We start from the raw sequence: 17666 nt of genomic DNA, 5'->3' as shown, positions 1-17666 counted from the left end.
TTGCACGTCCTTTTACTCCGCCTTCGGCGTTGCGCTGGCATCCGTGACGATGGCGCCCGATTTGATGACCTGGATGATCGCACTGCCGTTGTCGCCGCTCAGAAGATAGTCCGCGGCACTGGTATCCTGCTCCTGCGCGTCCGCGACCGAGCGCAGCGCGAGCGACAGCCGGTCTGCCATCTGCTGGGCGACGGCGAGAACCTTGGTTTGATCGGGGGTGAGCTCGAGTGTCGCCGTCGTGCCGACCACCGACTTCGAGCCGTCATCCTTTTCCTGGATCTGCTGATCGATGGCGAGAACGCGGACATTGCTCAGCACGGTTTCGGTGATGAGCTTGTTGGCTTCGGTGCCCTTGCGGACCATGATGACGTCGACTCGGTCGTTCGGCAGGATGAAGCCGCCCGCACCCGTCGCCACCGAGATCTCGGTCGCGACGGCGCGCTTGCCGGCCGGCAGCAGCGAGGAGAGAATGCGGCTGTTGGAATCGGCAACCTTTTCAGGCCGGATCGGTTCGCCCTCGAAGATCGGAAGACGCACGACCGCACCCTGCAGGTCCTTGATCGCCTCCGGTTTGTCGGCTTCGGTGATGAAGCCCTGGACGACGCCGCCCTTCGGCCAAGCCATCCACTGCACCGACTTCTCGTCCAGCCTCGCGCCGACCGGCAGATTACCGCTGGAGACGAGGATATTGACGGTCGGCTCCTTCTCGATGACCGACTGGACCTCGGTGACGACACCGGGATTGCCCGCCATGCGCATCGCCAGGAGACCGGCGAGGCCCGCCGCCACCACGGCGACACCTAGAATTATAACGCGGGCCGGTTTCATCGATCATTCCTCAGGGCACGATATGTTTGCCCTGCAGAATGCTCAGCAATTGGTATAATTATGGTTAATGGAAAGCTTACATTTTAAGTTAACGGGCAATTAAAATGCCGTTATTTCAGGCCTTCCAGCGCGGCGAGGAACAGCGGCGAGGACGGGAAGGCCATGAAGCCGCCGATCGCGATGGCGATGCCATAGGGGATCTTCTTGGCGAACAGGACCGAGTTGGGCACCGGCAGGCCGATGGCAAGAATGGTATCCGATTGCGCTCTCACCACTAGGATCAGCAAGGTAACAAGGCCGCCGATCATAGCGACGTCGGTCGTCAGGAAAAGCAGGGATTCGTTCAGACCGAACCAGAGGGCAGTCGCGCTCAACAACTTGGCGTCTCCGCCACCCATCACATTGAAGGCGAAAAGGGCGAAGCAGGCGGTAAAGACGATAGCGCCGGCCGCAAGATGCATGCCGACCATCTGCAGGTCAAAGCCTGAAAGCGGCGCGAGAACGAAGAAGGAGACGATGAGGATCAGGGAAATGCGGTTCGGGATCGTCATGGTGAACAGATCCGAGAAGGCCGCCATGGCAAGGCAGAGTGGCAGTATCACGAAAACTGCAGCTGCGATCATGCGTATACCCGATCATAACATGATGCGAAAAGGCTCACGGCCTTTCAGCCTGTGAGCCCACTCGGTAGTTCGGCCGAGGCAAATCCGGCCGGCATTATCCGGCCGATGCCCGACTTAGCCGCCACTCGCGGTAACGGCAGTGTTCATCTTGTTGCTCAGGCCGTTGAACGTGTCGCCGATCTTGCCGCCGAGGGTCGTTGCGCCAGCAATGAGCGCTACGGAAATGAGGGCTGCGATCAGGCCGTATTCGATTGCGGTCGCGCCGGATTCGTCCTTCAGAAAACGGCTAAAAAGCTTGGTCATGGCTACTCCTAACTCCAGTTGATGTTCAGCACGTCCGCCAACTGTTGCCGTTGATCGGATGACTGCAACCTAACGAATGGGCGTTTCCATCGGCTTAAGGAAAAGAGTTAACAAGGTGTGAATGAGACAACAGGCCCTTGTAAGGTAAGTATTTTCTTACCCGCGCTCCTCAATATCGACCGATACTCCAAAGTGAAAGGAATGATGATTGCGACAATCATCCAGAAATGGAACGCACGTTGCTTCATCTCGTGTCAACTGCCGATTGCGGTCGCCTCAAATCGGACCACCATGCCCCATTGCCGAACATACAGCGGCGACCTTAAGGCTTCGTTCACCATTCTTTTCCATTCTATAGGCATATTGCGCTGTGATCGTGAAAGAGGACCAGATGTCATCGAGCGGCAAAACCATTTTCTTTGCCGGCATGATCGCCGTTTTCGGTGTTTCGGGAATTTCCGCGGCCGCAGACGATGAGATGCTGCGCGTCTACATGGATCACGCGCGCGTATTGAAACTCGACCGCCCCGTCAGCAAGGTGATCGTCGGCAATGCCAAGGTTGCCGATGCGACAGTCGCCGACGCCAAGACCATCGTGCTGACAGGACGCAGCTTCGGCACCACCAATCTGGTTCTTCTCGATGCCGACGGCAATGCGATCCTCGACGAGCGCATCCTGGTATCGATCGACGAGGGCAATACCGTACGCGTCTACCGGCAGACGGAGCGCTCGGTGCTGTCCTGCACGCCGAACTGTGAGCAGCATGCCCAGCAGGCGACGGCCACCACCTCGCCCTGATCGGCACAAAGTCAGCTTCTTCGGCCATTCGTTAAAATCGTCGTATCAAGCTGAAACGGAAAATCAACGAACGGTCCCTAGTGTGACGGCAGGAAAATGTCGTTCGGGTCCAGGCAATGACGGTGATTGATCAGAAGACGGATAAGGCGCGCTCTTTCGCGCCGTTCCGTTTTTCACGGCTTCGCGCGCTGGCCCGCTCGCGCGACGGTGCTGCAGCGATCGAATTCGCGATGCTCGCCATCCCTTATTTCATGGTGATCTTCGCAATCCTCGAAACCTTCGTCGCCTTCGCCGCCGAGGAACTGGTCTCCAACGCGGTCGATACGATGAGCCGCCGGATGCGGACCGGGCAGATCACCTATAATCTCGGCCGCACGACCGATATGAACCAGACCCAATTTCGCCAAGCCTTCTGCGACGAGATATCGATCCTGATCAGTTGCTCGGCCGGCGAAGTCACCACACCGAGCAAGCTCTACCTCGATGTGCAGACGTTCACCACGTTCTCGGCGATTCCGACGACGATCCCCAAGCTTTCCACCGACCGATATGCCGACATCAATACGGCGGCCTTCAAATATACACCGGGCGGCGCCGGCACCATCAACATGCTGCGCGCTTACTACCGTTGGGAAATCATCACGGATCTGATCCGGCCTTACATTACGACGATACGGCCCTCCAACGGCTCGATGCCGACGCAATATCTGATCGTCGCGACCACTGCCTTCCAGAATGAGCAGTATCCATAATGACGCTGCGCAACCCGTTCGCAAGACTGGTATTGACGGCGCGGCGGCTGGCGCGGGAGCGCAAGGGCGCCGGAGCGATCGAATTCGCGATCCTCTTTCCCGTGCTCATCATGCTCTATATCGGCGCTTTCGAGATCACGATCGGCCTCAGTGTCAGCAAGCGCGTGACGCGCGCCGCAGGGTCGATCGCCGACATCGTGACCCAGCAGCAATCCGTCACCAAGACGGTGCTTGCGCAGATGCCCTCGGTCGCAACCTCAATCTTCGTGCCTTACAACTCGACGTCGCTGACGTTGAAGATCACCGGGATCACCATCGACGCCGGCGCCAATGCGAAAGTGCTTTGGTCCTGGGCGCAGGATGGGACGGCGCCCTACGCCAAGAACACCGCCGTAAGCGACGTGCCGGCGGATATGAAAACGGCGAACAGCTTCCTGGTGCGCACCGAACTCAGCATTCCCTATACGATGTTCCTGTTCGCGCCGAACTTCATGCCGGATGGCATGCGCACGATCACCATCAGCCGCAGCTATTTCTACCGCCAGCGGCAAGGCGACTCGATCCCCTGCGGCGACTGCTGACGGCTCTTTCTCTCCTCTCGAATTTGCCAAGCCAGCCATGGCATTATATGGCTGGAACCGTGCCGCCTCCGACGTCCTCAGAGGCCGGCGATCGACTGTTTCGGGTGTAAAATGGCGCGTGCGTTTCTTTTCGTTCTGGATTCTTTCGGCGTCGGCGGCGCGCCGGATGCGGCGACCTATGGAGACGAGGGCGCCGATACGCTCGGCCATGTCGCCGAATTCTGCGCGGCCGGAGCCGGAGACCGCGCCGGATTGCGCGAGGGACCGCTTTCTCTGCCGAACATGTCGGAACTCGGACTGATGCACATTGCGCGGTCTGCCTCAGGCCAGTTTCCGGCCGGAATGCCCGTGCCGGAAAGAGTCTACGGCATCTACGGCGCCGCCACGGAAATTTCCCGCGGTAAGGATACGCCGTCAGGCCATTGGGAGATCGCGGGAACACCTGTCAGTTTCGACTGGGGCTATTTCCCGACAGAGGGCGACGCCTTTCCGCCGGAGCTTATTGAAGCGCTCTGCACGGCGGCTGATGTGCCCGGCATTCTCGGCAACTGCCATGCCTCGGGAACCGATATCATCGCCCGACTCGGCGAGGAACATATCCGCACCGGCAAGCCGATCTGCTACACTTCCTCGGATTCGGTCTTCCAGGTCGCAGCGCATGAAGTGCATTTCGGCCTTGAGCGTCTGATCGCCTTCTGCCAGATCGCCCGCGGGCTGCTCGATCGCTACAATATCGGCCGTGTCATCGCCCGGCCCTTCGTCGGTCAGTCTGCCTCTAGCTTCCAGCGCACCGGAAACCGGCGCGACTTCTCCGTGCTGCCGCCGGAGCCGACGCTGCTCGACCGGCTTGTCGAGCATGGGCGGCATGTACATGCGGTGGGAAAGATCGGCGACATCTTCGCGCATCAGGGCGTGTCGCGGGTCATCAAGGCGAACGGCAACAAAGCGCTGATGAATGCCTCGCTCTCGGCCATCGACGAGGCCGGGGACGGCGATCTCGTCTTCACCAATTTCGTCGATTTTGACATGATTTACGGCCATCGCCGCGACGTGCCGGGTTATGCCGCGGCCCTCGAAGCCTTCGATGCCCGCCTGCCCGAGGTCCACAAGAAGCTGAAGCCCGGCGATCTCGTCGTGCTGACCGCCGACCATGGCTGCGATCCGACCTGGCGCGGCACCGACCACACGCGCGAACGGGTGCCGGTCATCGCTTATGGCCCCGGCATCCGGTCGCGATCGATCGGCGTGCGCCGCACCTATGCCGATATCGGCGAGAGCATCGCGCGGCACCTCGGCATTCCGGCCGGTCCGCACGGAAGGAGTTTTTTGTGACATCGCACTTGAAGAAAGTCGAACTGCACTGCCATCTGGAAGGCGCAGCTCCGCCTGCCCTGACGGAAGCTCAAGCGCGGAAATACGGCATCGACATCAGCGGGCAGCTTCGCGACGGCGCCTATGTTTGGCATGATTTCGCAAGCTTCCTCGAATGTTACGACAAGGTTTCCGAGGTCTACAAGACCGAGGAGGACTATGCGCTTCTGACCGAAACCTATCTCGACGAACTCGCCGGGATCAATACGATCTACAGCGAGCTCATCGTCTCGCCCGACCACGGCAAGCGCATCGGGCTCGGCGCCGACGCCTATATATCAGGTGTCTGCGAAGGCATACGGCGGGCTAGGGAAAAGAGCGGCATCGAGGCCCGGCTGATCGTCACGGGCGAACGGCATTTTGGCCCGGAAAGCGTGATCGGCGCGGCCGAATATGCGGCAAAGGCCGACAACCCCCTGATCACCGGCTTCAACCTTGCCGGCGAAGAGCGCATGGGCCGCGTGGCCGATTATATCAGGGCCTTCGATATCGCCCGCGATGCGGGCCTTGGGCTCACCATCCATGCCGGCGAGGTCTGCGGTGCCTTCAGCGTCGCCGATGCGCTCGATGCGGTGCGCCCTTCCCGCATCGGCCATGGCGTGCGCGCCATCGAGGATATCGATCTGGTCAAGCGGCTTGCCGATCTCGGCACTGTGCTCGAAGTCTGCCCTGGCTCCAACATCGCGCTTCGGGTCTTTCCCGATTTCGCTTCCCATCCGCTGCGCCGGCTGAAAGAGGCCGGCGTTCGGGTGACGATCAGCTCGGACGATCCGCCTTTCTTCCATACTTCGCTCAAGCGGGAATATGAGCTGGCCGCCGAGGCTTTTGGCTTCGACGACGCGGAGATCGACGCCATGACGCGCACTTCGATCGAAGCAGCCTTCGTCGACGATAAGACACGGAAGGCCCTGCTCGCCCTGATCTGAAGGCGAGAGGCTGGGGATGATCGGCGCAAATTTGCCGCCACTCTTGCGGTCGGGCCGATTTCCGTGAAAGAAACATTCGACAGAAAGAATGAAAGGCTTCCCCATGGACGGCGTCACGGTCATCGATCATCCGCTTGTGCAGCACAAGCTCACCATCATGCGGCGCAAGGAGACATCGACAGGAAGTTTCCGGCGCCTGCTGCGCGAAATCTCCACGCTGCTCTGCTACGAGGTGACCCGCGATCTCGAGCTGACGATGTCAACGATCGAGACGCCGCTGCAGACCATGGAGTCGCCGATCCTGGAAGGCAAGAAGCTGGTCTTCGCCTCGATCCTGCGCGCCGGCAACGGGTTGCTCGAAGGCATGCTCGACCTCGTGCCCTCCGCCCGCGTCTCGCACATCGGCGTCTATCGCGACCACGAAACGCTGCAGCCGGTCGAATATTACTTCAAGGCGCCGGAGGATGTCGCCGAGCGCCTGATCATCGTCGTCGATCCGATGCTTGCAACCGGCAACTCTTCGATCGCGGCGATCGACAAGCTCAAGGAGCGGGGCGCTCACAATATCCGCTTCCTCTGCCTGCTTGCAGCTCCGGAAGGCATCCGCAATTTCCGGACGGCGCACCCCGATGTTCCCGTCTTCACCGCGGCGATCGACAGCCATCTCAACGAGAAGGGCTATATCATGCCCGGCCTCGGCGATGCCGGCGACCGCATGTACGGCACCAAATAGTTTCAGCTTTCTTTTACCAAATCGAAAGACTTCAAGGCCCGGAGGTTCAATCCGGGCCTTTTTGCTGTGGGTATTAGCAACTTATCAGCACTTGAGGCTTAGCAAGCTTGAGAGATGAGGCCCTGCATGAAGCGGGGTTTATACAGGAAGGATTTCTGTTTCATGCTCGTGCGTACCGTCATATTCGCCAGCATCGCCGCGGTGGTGGCCACACAGGTGCCTTCCTTCTTCGGAAGCGCCAGCCAGCAGCCTGCTGACGCTCTCTCCGCCAACTACGTCTCGACCGACAGCGACAAGCCCACGGCAGCCCCGCCCGTCTATGGCAGCAATACCATCCACCTGCAGGCCGACGCGCAGGGCCACTATACCGGCGGCTTCAAGATCAACGGCAAGCCCGTGCAGGGCCTGATCGACACCGGCGCTACCTATGTCGCGCTCAACGAGACGCTCGCCCGGCGGCTTGGCTATACCGCCAACCAGCTTGATTTCCGCTATGGGGTCAACACGGCGAACGGTCAGACGAAGGCCGCACATGTGATGCTCGACCGTGTGGAAATTGGCGGCATCCGTGTGCGGGATGTCGAAGCCTTCGTTCTCAAGGATGAAGCACTGACGACGACGCTCGTCGGCATGAGCTTCCTGCAGAAGCTCGCCTCCTATTCCGTTGCAGACGGCTCGCTCAGCCTCAAGCAATAAATCGGGTCAGATAAGACCCGCAATGACAGGGCTGAGCGTCGGCTCGTCCTCCGTGATGCGATAGTGCGCGGCAAGTGCTGCGACCGCCCGCTCCGCCGCCGCTTCGTCGGCGGCATGAACGAGGGCGATCGGATCGCCCGCATTGACACGGGAGCCGAGCGGCAGCAATTCGGAGAAGCCGACGCGGTGGTCGATGCGGTCCGCGGGATGGCGTCTTCCGCCGCCGAGATCGATGACGCTGACGCCGATGCCGCGCGCATCGCAGGCGGCAAGCCAACCGGACCGGGGGGCCGGGACAGACTTTGCGACAGGCGCTTTGGCCAGATATCTATCGGGCTTTTCGATGAGATCGGAAGGACCGCCGAGCATGGACACCATGCGTGCGAAGACCTCGGCCGCCTTTCCCGATGACAGGGCCTGGCGCGCCATCCTCTCCCCCTCATCGGGTGATGCTGCAACGCCTGATTTCACCAGCATCTCGGCGGCGAAGGCGAGTACGACGGTATCGAGCCGCGTCTGCTCTTTCCTGCCCGCCAGGAAATCCAGGCAGTTGCGCATCTCGACCGCGTTACCGGCACTATCGGCGAGCGGTTCATTCATGTCGGTAATCAGCGCCGAAGTCTTCACGCCCGCACCATTGGCAACTTCGACCAAGGAGCGCGCCAGGATCTCTGCCTGGTCGCGATCAGCCATGAAGGCGCCGTTGCCGACCTTGACATCAAGCACCAGTGTCTGAAGCCCGGCCGCAAGCTTCTTCGAGAGGATCGAGGCGGTAATGAGAGGAATGGAATCGACGGTGGCCGTCACGTCGCGCACGGCATAGAGCCTGCCGTCGGCGGGTGCCAAGGCGCCGGTCTGGCCGATGATGGCGCATCCCGCCTCCTTTACGACCCTGCGGAAGAGGTCCGCATCCGGGGTGATCGTATAGCCTGGAATGGACTCGAGCTTATCCAGCGTGCCGCCGGTATGGCCGAGGCCGCGTCCCGATATCATCGGAACGGCGAGGCCGCAGGCGGCGGCGATCGGCGCCAGCATCAGCGAAACATTGTCGCCGACGCCTCCGGTCGAATGTTTGTCGGCGATCGGGCGGTCGATATCGGCCCATTCCAGCCTGTCGCCGGAGTTGGCCATCGCCAGCGTCAGGGCCACGATCTCAGCCCGCGACATGCCCTTGAACCAGACAGCCATGGCAAATGCGCCAATCTGGCCTTCCGACAGTCGACCTGCAGCGAGCGCCTCGATGAAGGAGCCGATATCGGCGGCGGCGAGTTCCTCGCCGTCGCGCTTGCGCCGGATGATCTCCTGAGGGATCATTTCAATAGCTCGACGCCGCAGCGGGTGCCGACTGCGCTCCACTCAGAACCACCAGAATATCGTCGAGCAGGCCGGAGGCGCCGAAGCGGAAGGTTGAGGGCATCGCCCAGTCCGGCGTCATGATGGTTTCGGCAAGGCTCAGATAAAGGGCCGCATCGGCCACCGAGCCGATGCCCCCGGCCGGTTTGAAGCCGACCCTGCGGCCGCTCTCGCGGATCGCCCGGATCATGATGTCGGCGGCTTCGAGCGTTGCGTTGACGGCGACCTTGCCGGTGGAAGTCTTGATGAAATCCGCGCCGGCTTCGATGGCGAGCTCGGAGGCCCGGCGGATCAACGCCGCATCCTTCAATTCGCCAGTTTCGATGATGACCTTCAGGAGGACGGGACCAGTGCATTCGGCGCGTACTGCCTTGACCATGTCGGTCACCGCCTTCTCATCGCCGGCCATCAGCTTGCGATAAGGAATAACCAGATCGATCTCGTCGGCGCCGTCGGCGATGGCCTCGCGCGTTTCGGCGGCGACATCGGCCACCTCCATCTCACCGGAGGGGAAGTTGACGACGGTCGCGATACGCACGGTATGGCCGGTGCCGAGAATATTGCGGGCATGGGCAACGAAGCGCGGCCAGATGCAGATCGCGGCACTGTTGCCATAGGGCGTCTGCGCACGGGCGCAGAGCGTATCGATCTGTGCCTCGGTGCAATCGTCTTTCAAATTGGTAAGATCGAGAAGGGAAAGGGCAACGGCCGCCGTTTCCCGGATCGAATGGCTATTCATCTTCATTTCCTCCGGCCGCAATCATGTCTTTCAATATGGCGGCGAGACGGGCGCCGCCGACAGGCGCCATGTCCTTGGTTTCTTCATGGCTGAGCTCATTGCCGGTCATGCCTGCCCCATAGTTGGTGATAACCGAGGCGGCTGCAACCCTCAGGCCCAGCATTCTTGCAATGATGACTTCGGGCACGGTCGACATGCCGACGGCATCGGCGCCAAGGACGCGCGCCATGCGGATTTCGGCCGGCGTTTCGAAACTCGGTCCGGAGAACCACATGTAGACGCCTTGCGCCAGCCCGATCTTGAGCTTTGCCGCCGCCTTCTGCATCGCTGCGGCGAGGCCGGCATCATAGGCATTGGTCATGCCGACGAAGCGATGGTCGCTTTCCTCGCCGATCAGCGGGTTCATGCCGGAATAGTTGATGTGATCGGTAATCTGCATCACCGAACCGGGCGGCATGTCGTTACGCAGCGATCCGGCCGAATTCGTCAGGATCATCGCCTCGACGCCGAGCGCCTTCAAGACCTCTATCGGCAGGCGCATGGCACCGGCATCGCCCTTCTCGTAATAATGCACCCGGCCGGAGAGCATCACCACGGGCACGCCGCCGAGACGGCCGGCAACGACTTCGCCGGCATGGCCGGAGACGGCGCTGACGGGAAAACCCGGCAGATCCTTGTAGGGAACACGGACGGCGCCCTCCAGCTCTCCGACGAGCGAGCCGAGACCGGAGCCAAGCACGATGCCGTGGCGTGGCTTGATGCCGCCGAGCAATGCCGCGAGCAGGCTGACCGTGGCTTTCATCCGAGTTCAGTCTCGAAGCTGAAGGGAAGGAGCTCTTCCATCGTCATGGTCTTCTGCACACCGGCCTCATCGCACAGATAGATCTTCGTGCCCTTGGAGGCGAATTCGGAGATCTTCTGCCGGCAGCCACCACAGGGCGGGCAGAGCGGCAGTTTCTCGGCGATGACCGCCATTTCGACGATCTTCCTCGCTCCGCCCATGATCATGGCGCTGATCGCCGTCGGCTCGGCGCACCATCCTTGCGGGAAGGAGAGGTTCTCGATGTTGGCGCCGGTATAGACCTTACCGTCCTCGGCGCGGATCGCCGCGCCGACGGGAAATTTCGAATAGGGCGCATGAGCAAAGGCCATGGCGCCGCGGGCGGCTTCGAACAGATCGTGAGACATGATCAACGCTCCTTGGTATAGGGCACGCCGCCGGCCTTCGGCGGGATCGCAACGCCGATGAAGCCGGCAAGCAGCACGCAGGTGAGGATATAGGGCAGCGCCTGGAAGACCTGTACCGGCACTTCGCCGACCAGCGGCACCTGCTTGCCCTGCATGAAATTCGCCAGCGCATCGAGGAAGCCGAAAAGCAGGCAGGCGAACATCACGGGCACCGGCTTCCACTTGGCGAAGACGAGGGCGGCGAGCGCGATATAGCCTTTGCCTGCCGACATGTCCTTGATGAAGGCGGCGGACTGGGCGATCGCGAGATAAGTGCCGGAAAAGCCACAGAGGATGCCGGCGCACATGACCGCGCGGTAGCGCAGCCATGCGACCGAGATGCCGGCGGTGTCGACCGCGCCCGGATTTTCGCCGACGGCGCGAAGCCTGAGGCCGAAGCGGGTGCGGTAAAGCACCCACCAGGAGAAGGGCACGGCGAGGAAGGCGAGATAGGTGAGAATGTTGTTGCCCGATATGACGCCCGCATAAAGCGGCCCGATGATCGGCACATCACGGATGGCATCGGCGCCCGGCAGGATGATCGGCGCGAAACGTGCATCCGGCGGCAGCTGCGGCGTTCGCCCGCCCTGGCCGAACCAAGCCTGGCCGAGCACAATGGTGATGCCGGCGATGAAGAAGTTGATCGCCACGCCCGACACGATCTGGTTGCCGCGGTTGGTGATCGAGGCAAAGCCGTGGACCAGGCTGAGCGCCACCGAACAGATAACGCCGGCGCCGAGCCCGAGCCAGGCCGAATCGGTGAGATAGGCGACACAGGCTGCGGCAAAGGCCGAGCCGAGCATCTTGCCCTCGAGACCGATATCGAAAATGCCGGCGCGTTCCGAAAACAGCCCGGCAAGAGCGGTGAAGATCAGCGGGATCGACAGCCGGATGGTGGAGCTCAGAACGCTGATGAAAATTTCATAATATTCCATCGTCCGCTCCTCAGGCCCGCACGAACTGTTGATAGAGGTGCACCATCGCCGGCCGGAACATATATTCCAGCGCGCCGGCGAACAGGATCACCAGACCCTGGATGACGAGGATCATTTCGCGGGTGATGTTCGGCATTTCGAAGGAGATCCAGTCGCCGCCCTGATAAAGAGTGCCGAAAAGGATTGCTGCGAAAATAATGCCGAGCGGATGGTTTCGGCCCATCAGCGAGACGGCGATACCGACGAAGCCGGCGCCGCCGACGAACTCAACCTGCAGACGGGCGGAAGACCCCATGACGGGATTGAGCGCCATCATGCCGGCGAGCGCCCCGGAAAGCAGCATGGCGATGATGACGATCCGCGCATAGGGAATGCCGGCATAGGCGGCTGCCGTCGAGCTTACGCCGAGCGTGCGCATCTCGAAGCCGAGCTTGGTGCGCCAGATAAGGATCCAGACAAACCAAGCTGCAAGAAGGGCGATGATGAAGGAGACGTTGAAGGGTGCGGCACCCAGCTTGGCTCCGAAGATGCTCATGACCCAGCCAAGCTTCGGAAGCTGTCCGCCCTCGAGGAAGGTGCGGGTTTCCGGCGCCATCTTGCCCGGCACGATCAGCACATGCACCAGGAGATAGACCATGAGGGCGGCCGCGATATAGTTGAACATGATCGTCGTGATGACGATGTGGCTGCCGCGCTTGGCCTGAAGGAAAGCGGGTATGAAGGCCCAGGCCGCACCGAAGATGCCTGCCCCGACGATGGCGATCGGCATCGTTACATACCAGGGCATGTAATTGTCGAGCGCGAGCGCTACGAGCGCGCAGCCGAGGCCACCGATATAGGCCTGGCCTTCCGAGCCGATGTTGAAGAGGCCAGCATGGATGGCGACGGCCACGGAGAGACCAGTGAAGATGAAACTCGTCGCATAATAGAGCGTGAAGCCGATACCCTCACCGCTGCCGAAGGCGCCCTCGATCAGCAGCGAGAGGGCGGCAAGCGGGCTTTCGCCGATCAGCCAGACGACGAAGCCTGATATCAGGAAGGCGACGATGAGGTTCAGAAGGGGGATCAGACCGTAGTTGATCCAGTTTGGCAACGGAACGGAAGCAGTGCTCATAAAGGCCTCACGCGGCAATGCCGGCCATCATCAGGCCGAGGGTCTGTTCACCGGCATCGGGCGTCTTCTCGCCGACGACATGGCCGGCGAACATGACAAGGATACGGTCTGAAAGGGCGCGGATTTCATCGAGTTCGACGGAGACGAGCAGGATCGCCTTGCCCGCGTCGCGCATTTCGATGATCCGGCGGTGGATGAATTCGATAGCGCCGATATCGACGCCGCGCGTCGGCTGGCCGATGATCAGCATCTTCGGATCGCGTTCGATCTCACGGGCGACCACGATCTTCTGCTGGTTGCCGCCGGAGAAATTCGCCGTCTTCAGCCGCGGATTCGGCGGGCGGATGTCGTATTTCTCGATCTTCTCCATCGCATCCTTACGGATCGCTTCGAGATCGAGCAGCGGGCCGCGGCTGTAGCCTGGACGGCGGTGATAGCCGAGCACTGAATTTTCATATTCCTCGAATTTCAGGACCAGGCCCATGTGGTGGCGGTCCTCGGGAATATGGGCGAGGCCGAGATCGCGCAGGCGGGCGGGATCGGCCCTGTCGATCGTCTGACCGTCGAGAAGGATCTCGCCGGAGGTAGGCTTGCGGATGCCGGCAATCGCCTCCAGCAATTCGGACTGGCCATTGCCGGCAACGCCGGCAATGCCAACGATCTCGCCGGCGCGCACCTCGAAGGAGACGTTGTCGACCATGGTGACGCCGCGATTGTCCTTGACCGTGAGGTTGCGGACGGAGAGCACAGCGGCGCCCGGGTTTGCCTCGCCCTTTTGCACACGCAGCAGAACGCGGCGGCCGACCATCAGTTCGGCAAGCTCCTCCACCGTCGTTTCGGCTGTCTTGCGGGTTGCGACCATCTCGCCGCGGCGCATGACGGAGACCGTATCGGTGATCGCCATGATCTCGCGCAGCTTGTGGGTGATGAGGATGATCGTCTTGCCCTGATCGCGCAGCACCTTGAGGATGCGGAAGAGATGATCGGCTTCAGCAGGCGTCAGCACGCCCGTGGGCTCGTCGAGGATCAGGATCTCGGCGCCGCGATACATGGCTTTCAGGATTTCGACGCGCTGCTGCAGGCCGACCGGAAGCTCTTCGATCAGTGCATCGGGGTCGACCTCGAGGCCGTATTCCGTTTCGAGCCGCTTGAGCTCGGCGCGGGCCGAGGCGACGCCCCTCGCCAGCAGCATACCGCCTTCAGCGCCGAGCATGATGTTTTCGAGCACCGTGAAATTATCGACCAGCATGAAATGCTGGTGCACCATGCCGATGCCGGCGGCGATCGCCGCCTGGCTGTCCCGGATGGCGACTGGACTGCCGTTGACGCGGATCTCGCCGCTGTCGGCGTGGTAAAAACCGTAAATGATCGACATCAGGGTCGATTTGCCGGCGCCGTTTTCACCGATGATGCCGTGGATCGTCCCCTTGGCAACGGTGAGGTTTATGTCCTTGTTGGCATGGACGGCACCGAATTTCTTATCGATGCCGACAAGCTCGATAGCGGGCTTATCTGTCACTGCAGGCTCCAAATAAGAAAAGGGCGTATGGCGAAAATCCCCTCCGCCATACGCCCGATCTCAATCGTCGATTACATCAGGGCGCGGATCACTTCGGGCAGGCGTTGTCCGAGGTATAATCGTGAACCTTGACGGTCCCGGCAATGATATCGGCCTTGGCCTTGTCGACGGCGGCCTTCATCTCCGGCGTGATCAGCGACTTGTTGTTGTCGTCCATCGCAGCGCCGACACCGTCTTCCTTGACGCCGAGCGCCTGAACGCCAGCGGTGAACTTGTCGTTCTTGGTATCGGTATAGGCGTTGTAGACGGCAAGATCGACGCGCTTGACCATCGAGGTCAGGACCGAGCCCGGATGCAGATGATTCTGGTTGGAGTCGACGCCGATCGAAAGCTTCTTGTTGTCTGCGGCGGTCTGGAGAACGCCGAGCCCGGTAGCGCCAGCTGCCGCGTAGATGACGTCAGCGCCCTGGTCGATCTGGTTCTTGGTGAGTTCGCCGCCGCGAACCGGGTCGTTCCAGGCAGCACCCGTCGTGCCGGTCATGTTCTGGAAGACTTCGACATTGGCCTTGGCAGCGCGCGCGCCCTGCTCGTAGCCGCATTCGAACTTGCGGATCAGCGGAATGTCCATGCCGCCGACGAAGCCGACCTTGCCGGTCTTCGAAGCCATGCCGGCGAGAACGCCGACGAGGTAGGAGCCCTCTTCTTCCTTGTAGACGACGGAGCGGACGTTCGGCTTGTCGACGACGGAGTCGACGATGATGAACTTGGTGTCAGGGAATTCGGCTGCGACCTTTTCGATGGCCGAGGTCCAGGCGAAAGAAACGGCAACCACCGGATTGAAGCCGCGGCTTGCGAAGTTGCGGATGGCCTGTTCGCCCTGGGTGTCGCCGGTGGGCTCGAAATCGCGATAGGCAATGCCGGTCTCGGCCTTGAACTTCTCGGCGCCGTTGTAGGCCGCTTCGTTAAAAGACTTATCGAACTTCCCGCCAGTGCCGTAGACCAGCGCCGGCTTGACATCGGCGGCAAGCGCCGTCGTCGACATCGCAGCCATGGCAAGGAGGGTAAGAAGGGATTTTTTCATTGTGCAGCCCTGTTGTTGCTATTCGTTAGGGGTCCTCCCGCAAGCCCATTTCGGGCATGTCTGCGGAACCACCGACCTCCCCCCGGAGGCCTGGCTGCGCGCATCCTTGCATGGCTCACGGAAAAATTCACCAGAAATTTTTCGACTGGTAAAGATTTGCAGCGATTGCCGAAAATCCGCTCGCCGGGCTGATTTTTTGGACGCTCGCCTTGCCGGAATGCGGATTTTCTAACCAGTCCGCCGGCAAATACTGGCGTCACGGAGGCGGCGACAAGCGCACGAATTCTGATCGGGCCTTGCCGACAAAACCGACTTTCTATGCGGAGAAACGGCCGGCAACCGGCGGCTTCTTGTAGCCGATCATCCAGAGCAGCAGCGCGATCACCAGGAAAACGGCAAAGGCCGGCTGCAGCATCAGCCACTGGAAGATGAAAGCGTAGAAACGCGGATGGACATAATAGGAAAGGGAGGATTGCAACGAGGTCAGCGTCGCCGGGCTCACATCCTGCCAGGCGTCAGAGATCGGCGTCATCACCACGGCGGAGGCGGCAACCGACTGTATCGAATCGATGGTCCCGGCAATAACGGCCGCCGCAAGCGCGACAAGACTCGCCAGACGCAACAGGAAACGCATCAATTCCTCCGACGCTTCGATTTGCCGGACAATTCCGGCAGGCCGCGCCATTCTCCACCTTGAGAACTACATAATCATCGCTGAAGTGAAGCACAATGGGATGGGCCGAGGGGAGTTTTATCGGAAGAAGTCAAAAAACTGTTAGATTTGGGTTGATCGGCAAAAATTCATCGGTATATATCGCGCCGTTCCGACGATTTGCTCCTATCCGGGCGCGAACGCCAAAAAAGGACAGGTGGCCGAGTGGTTTAAGGCGCACGCCTGGAACGCGTGTGTACGTGAAAGCGTACCGTGGGTTCGAATCCCACCCTGTCCGCCATTTCAGTCCGCTTCCGGGCACGGCAATCGCCGCCGAATCGCTTCGTCCGCGACCTCGACGCGCTGCACCAGCGCGCGCAGATGATCCCGCCGATAGCCCCCTTCGCCGCCTCGGATGCGCTCGCGAGCGTGGGGCTTTCGACCGTCCTTACCTTGTGTCGGTCAGCTTTGTGGACAGCAATCCCTCGCAACCATGTTCCTTGAGAGCAACAGTCAGGGCTGCTTCGTAATCGGGTTGCGCGCTTTCGAGGCGTAAACGCCCTTTGTCGGTAAGGACAGTATAGACTCCGCGCTTGTCGTCCGGGCAAAGATCGCGAACGGACAGCCCGCCACGTTCCAAACGCTCGACCATTCGCGAAATTGAACTTTGATTGAGCTGCAGATGCAAGGCCAACTCTTGCATCCGAAGCTCGGAATCCGGGGATCGCGACAATATCTCGAGCGCACGGTAGTCCGACAGTCCAAGCCCGTGCCGCTCTTGCAAAACTTTGCCTAGATCGGCTTCGATATTGGCCACCACATGAATCAGCTTGAGCCATGAATCGCTTCTCTTTGACATGACTGATGCAGACTCCTCTTGAGCAACCGGCGGGACCTTCTCCATATGTATGTCCATACAAGCACTGACTCAAGGGAGACGCACCGCTAGGACGCGCGCAGCCCTGAACGAAATTCCAGAAATGGGCGCAGCCCTTCCGAAACGGCAAGTTTGCTCACGGCAGGCGACCGCCAGGTTTTCGGATCATCGGCAAAGAGTGGATACATGCCGCGATAGTCGAAGCCATGCGCGGCTGCCTCGTTGCGATCAGCGGCAAAGAATATCTGCGAAATGCCCGCATAGACCGCGCTCGTGCCAGCACATCGCACACGGCTCTCCTGACGCTAGCAGCGTCGTTCCCTGCAGATGCGTTGTGCCGTGAGTGCGGCAAGCATCGCGTCTTGCCTCGACCTCGGCATGGGCAGTTGGATCGTGATGCTCCCGAACGCGGTTGACGCCGCGTTCGGGAATAACGCCCTTCTGATCGACGACAAGCGCCGTGAATGGAATACCGCCATCGTGGACATGATCCATGGAGAAGGCGACCCCCTCCTCCATGAGTTGCGTGTAGCGGGTCGAGCGATCAGCGATCATCG

21 protein-coding genes and 1 tRNA gene are annotated in these 17666 nt (G+C 60.8%); 8 read left to right on the top strand and 14 right to left on the bottom strand.

Annotated elements, in window-relative coordinates; translation table 11 throughout:
* Window positions 1–12 precede the first annotated feature (12 nt).
* From cpaB to NE852_RS22850, 3 genes are all read right to left on the bottom strand, one after another.
* The gene (gene cpaB / locus NE852_RS22860) at window positions 13–828 is read right to left on the bottom strand and encodes a Flp pilus assembly protein CpaB (protein WP_008525212.1); all 816 of its coding nucleotides are present in this window, start codon (window positions 826–828) and stop codon (window positions 13–15) included.
* Between the two features lie 110 nt (window positions 829–938).
* On the bottom strand, window positions 939–1451 hold the full coding sequence (locus NE852_RS22855) for a prepilin peptidase (protein ID WP_008525214.1): 513 nt from the start codon (window positions 1449–1451) through the stop codon (window positions 939–941).
* A 114-nt stretch (window positions 1452–1565) separates the two neighbouring features.
* Entirely contained in the window at window positions 1566–1754 is a 189-nt protein-coding gene (locus NE852_RS22850; protein WP_008525217.1) for a Flp family type IVb pilin, read from the bottom strand.
* Window positions 1755–2145: 391 nt separating this feature from the next.
* On the opposite strand from NE852_RS22850, the gene NE852_RS22845 reads away from it, so the two are divergent.
* The 7 genes from NE852_RS22845 (at window position 2146) to NE852_RS22815 (ending at window position 7612) form a co-directional block, all read left to right on the top strand.
* Complete coding sequence (locus tag NE852_RS22845) at window positions 2146–2553, top strand: pilus assembly protein N-terminal domain-containing protein (RefSeq protein ID WP_008525219.1); 408 nt, start codon at window positions 2146–2148, stop codon at window positions 2551–2553.
* A gap of 116 nt (window positions 2554–2669) precedes the next feature.
* The gene (locus tag NE852_RS22840; RefSeq protein WP_008525222.1) at window positions 2670–3305 is read left to right on the top strand and encodes a TadE/TadG family type IV pilus assembly protein; all 636 of its coding nucleotides are present in this window, start codon (window positions 2670–2672) and stop codon (window positions 3303–3305) included.
* A complete protein-coding gene (locus tag NE852_RS22835; protein WP_008525224.1) occupies window positions 3305–3886 on the top strand; it encodes a TadE/TadG family type IV pilus assembly protein in 582 nt (193 codons plus the stop codon). The genes NE852_RS22840 and NE852_RS22835 overlap by 1 nt, the downstream gene beginning before the upstream one ends.
* 111 nt (window positions 3887–3997) lie before the next feature.
* Window positions 3998–5218, top strand: coding sequence for a phosphopentomutase (locus tag NE852_RS22830; protein ID WP_008525227.1), 1221 nt, complete (start codon window positions 3998–4000; stop codon window positions 5216–5218).
* Window positions 5215–6183, top strand: coding sequence for an adenosine deaminase (locus NE852_RS22825; RefSeq protein ID WP_008525229.1), 969 nt, complete (start codon window positions 5215–5217; stop codon window positions 6181–6183). The genes NE852_RS22830 and NE852_RS22825 overlap by 4 nt, the downstream gene beginning before the upstream one ends.
* A 103-nt stretch (window positions 6184–6286) precedes the next feature.
* A complete protein-coding gene (gene upp, locus NE852_RS22820) occupies window positions 6287–6916 on the top strand; it encodes a uracil phosphoribosyltransferase (RefSeq protein WP_008525231.1) in 630 nt (209 codons plus the stop codon).
* Between the two features lie 126 nt (window positions 6917–7042).
* A complete protein-coding gene (locus NE852_RS22815) occupies window positions 7043–7612 on the top strand; it encodes a TIGR02281 family clan AA aspartic protease (RefSeq protein WP_037171006.1) in 570 nt (189 codons plus the stop codon).
* 6 nt (window positions 7613–7618) lie between these two features.
* Here NE852_RS22815 and deoA read toward each other — a convergent pair whose 3' ends face one another.
* The 9 genes from deoA to NE852_RS22770 form a co-directional block, all read right to left on the bottom strand.
* On the bottom strand, window positions 7619–8926 hold the full coding sequence (deoA, locus tag NE852_RS22810) for a thymidine phosphorylase (RefSeq protein WP_008525235.1): 1308 nt from the start codon (window positions 8924–8926) through the stop codon (window positions 7619–7621).
* A 1-nt stretch (window position 8927) separates the two neighbouring features.
* Entirely contained in the window at window positions 8928–9704 is a 777-nt protein-coding gene (deoC, locus tag NE852_RS22805; protein WP_008525237.1) for a deoxyribose-phosphate aldolase, read from the bottom strand.
* Complete coding sequence (locus NE852_RS22800; protein ID WP_008525239.1) at window positions 9697–10506, bottom strand: purine-nucleoside phosphorylase; 810 nt, start codon at window positions 10504–10506, stop codon at window positions 9697–9699. The genes deoC and NE852_RS22800 overlap by 8 nt, the downstream gene beginning before the upstream one ends.
* The gene (locus NE852_RS22795; RefSeq protein ID WP_008525241.1) at window positions 10503–10892 is read right to left on the bottom strand and encodes a cytidine deaminase; all 390 of its coding nucleotides are present in this window, start codon (window positions 10890–10892) and stop codon (window positions 10503–10505) included. The genes NE852_RS22800 and NE852_RS22795 overlap by 4 nt, the downstream gene beginning before the upstream one ends.
* 2 nt (window positions 10893–10894) lie before the next feature.
* Complete coding sequence (locus tag NE852_RS22790; protein ID WP_008525243.1) at window positions 10895–11866, bottom strand: ABC transporter permease; 972 nt, start codon at window positions 11864–11866, stop codon at window positions 10895–10897.
* A 10-nt stretch (window positions 11867–11876) separates the two neighbouring features.
* Window positions 11877–12980, bottom strand: coding sequence for an ABC transporter permease (locus NE852_RS22785; protein ID WP_008525246.1), 1104 nt, complete (start codon window positions 12978–12980; stop codon window positions 11877–11879).
* Window positions 12981–12987: 7 nt separating this feature from the next.
* A complete protein-coding gene (locus NE852_RS22780; RefSeq protein ID WP_008525248.1) occupies window positions 12988–14499 on the bottom strand; it encodes an ABC transporter ATP-binding protein in 1512 nt (503 codons plus the stop codon).
* 88 nt (window positions 14500–14587) lie between these two features.
* Window positions 14588–15580 carry a BMP family protein gene (locus NE852_RS22775; RefSeq protein ID WP_008525249.1) on the bottom strand — a complete coding sequence of 331 codons (993 nt, stop codon included), beginning with the start codon at window positions 15578–15580 and terminating at the stop codon, window positions 14588–14590.
* Window positions 15581–15896: 316 nt separating this feature from the next.
* Window positions 15897–16214 (bottom strand): hypothetical protein, encoded by a 318-nt coding sequence (locus tag NE852_RS22770; RefSeq protein ID WP_008525252.1) that lies wholly within the window; start codon window positions 16212–16214, stop codon window positions 15897–15899.
* 229 nt (window positions 16215–16443) lie between these two features.
* Here NE852_RS22770 and NE852_RS22765 point away from each other — a divergent pair.
* A tRNA-Ser gene (locus NE852_RS22765) sits at window positions 16444–16533 on the top strand.
* Window positions 16534–16680: 147 nt separating this feature from the next.
* Here NE852_RS22765 and NE852_RS22760 read toward each other — a convergent pair.
* Complete coding sequence (locus NE852_RS22760) at window positions 16681–17136, bottom strand: MarR family winged helix-turn-helix transcriptional regulator (protein WP_008525254.1); 456 nt, start codon at window positions 17134–17136, stop codon at window positions 16681–16683.
* A 201-nt stretch (window positions 17137–17337) separates the two neighbouring features.
* Complete coding sequence (locus NE852_RS22755) at window positions 17338–17664, bottom strand: nucleoside deaminase (RefSeq protein WP_008525258.1); 327 nt, start codon at window positions 17662–17664, stop codon at window positions 17338–17340.
* Window positions 17665–17666 lie beyond the last annotated feature (2 nt).

It is taken from the genome of Rhizobium sp. Pop5 (assembly GCF_024721175.1).
Lineage (GTDB): Bacteria > Pseudomonadota > Alphaproteobacteria > Rhizobiales > Rhizobiaceae > Rhizobium.
Note: the sequence above shows the minus strand (reverse complement) of the source record. Positions and strands in the feature narration are given on the sequence as shown.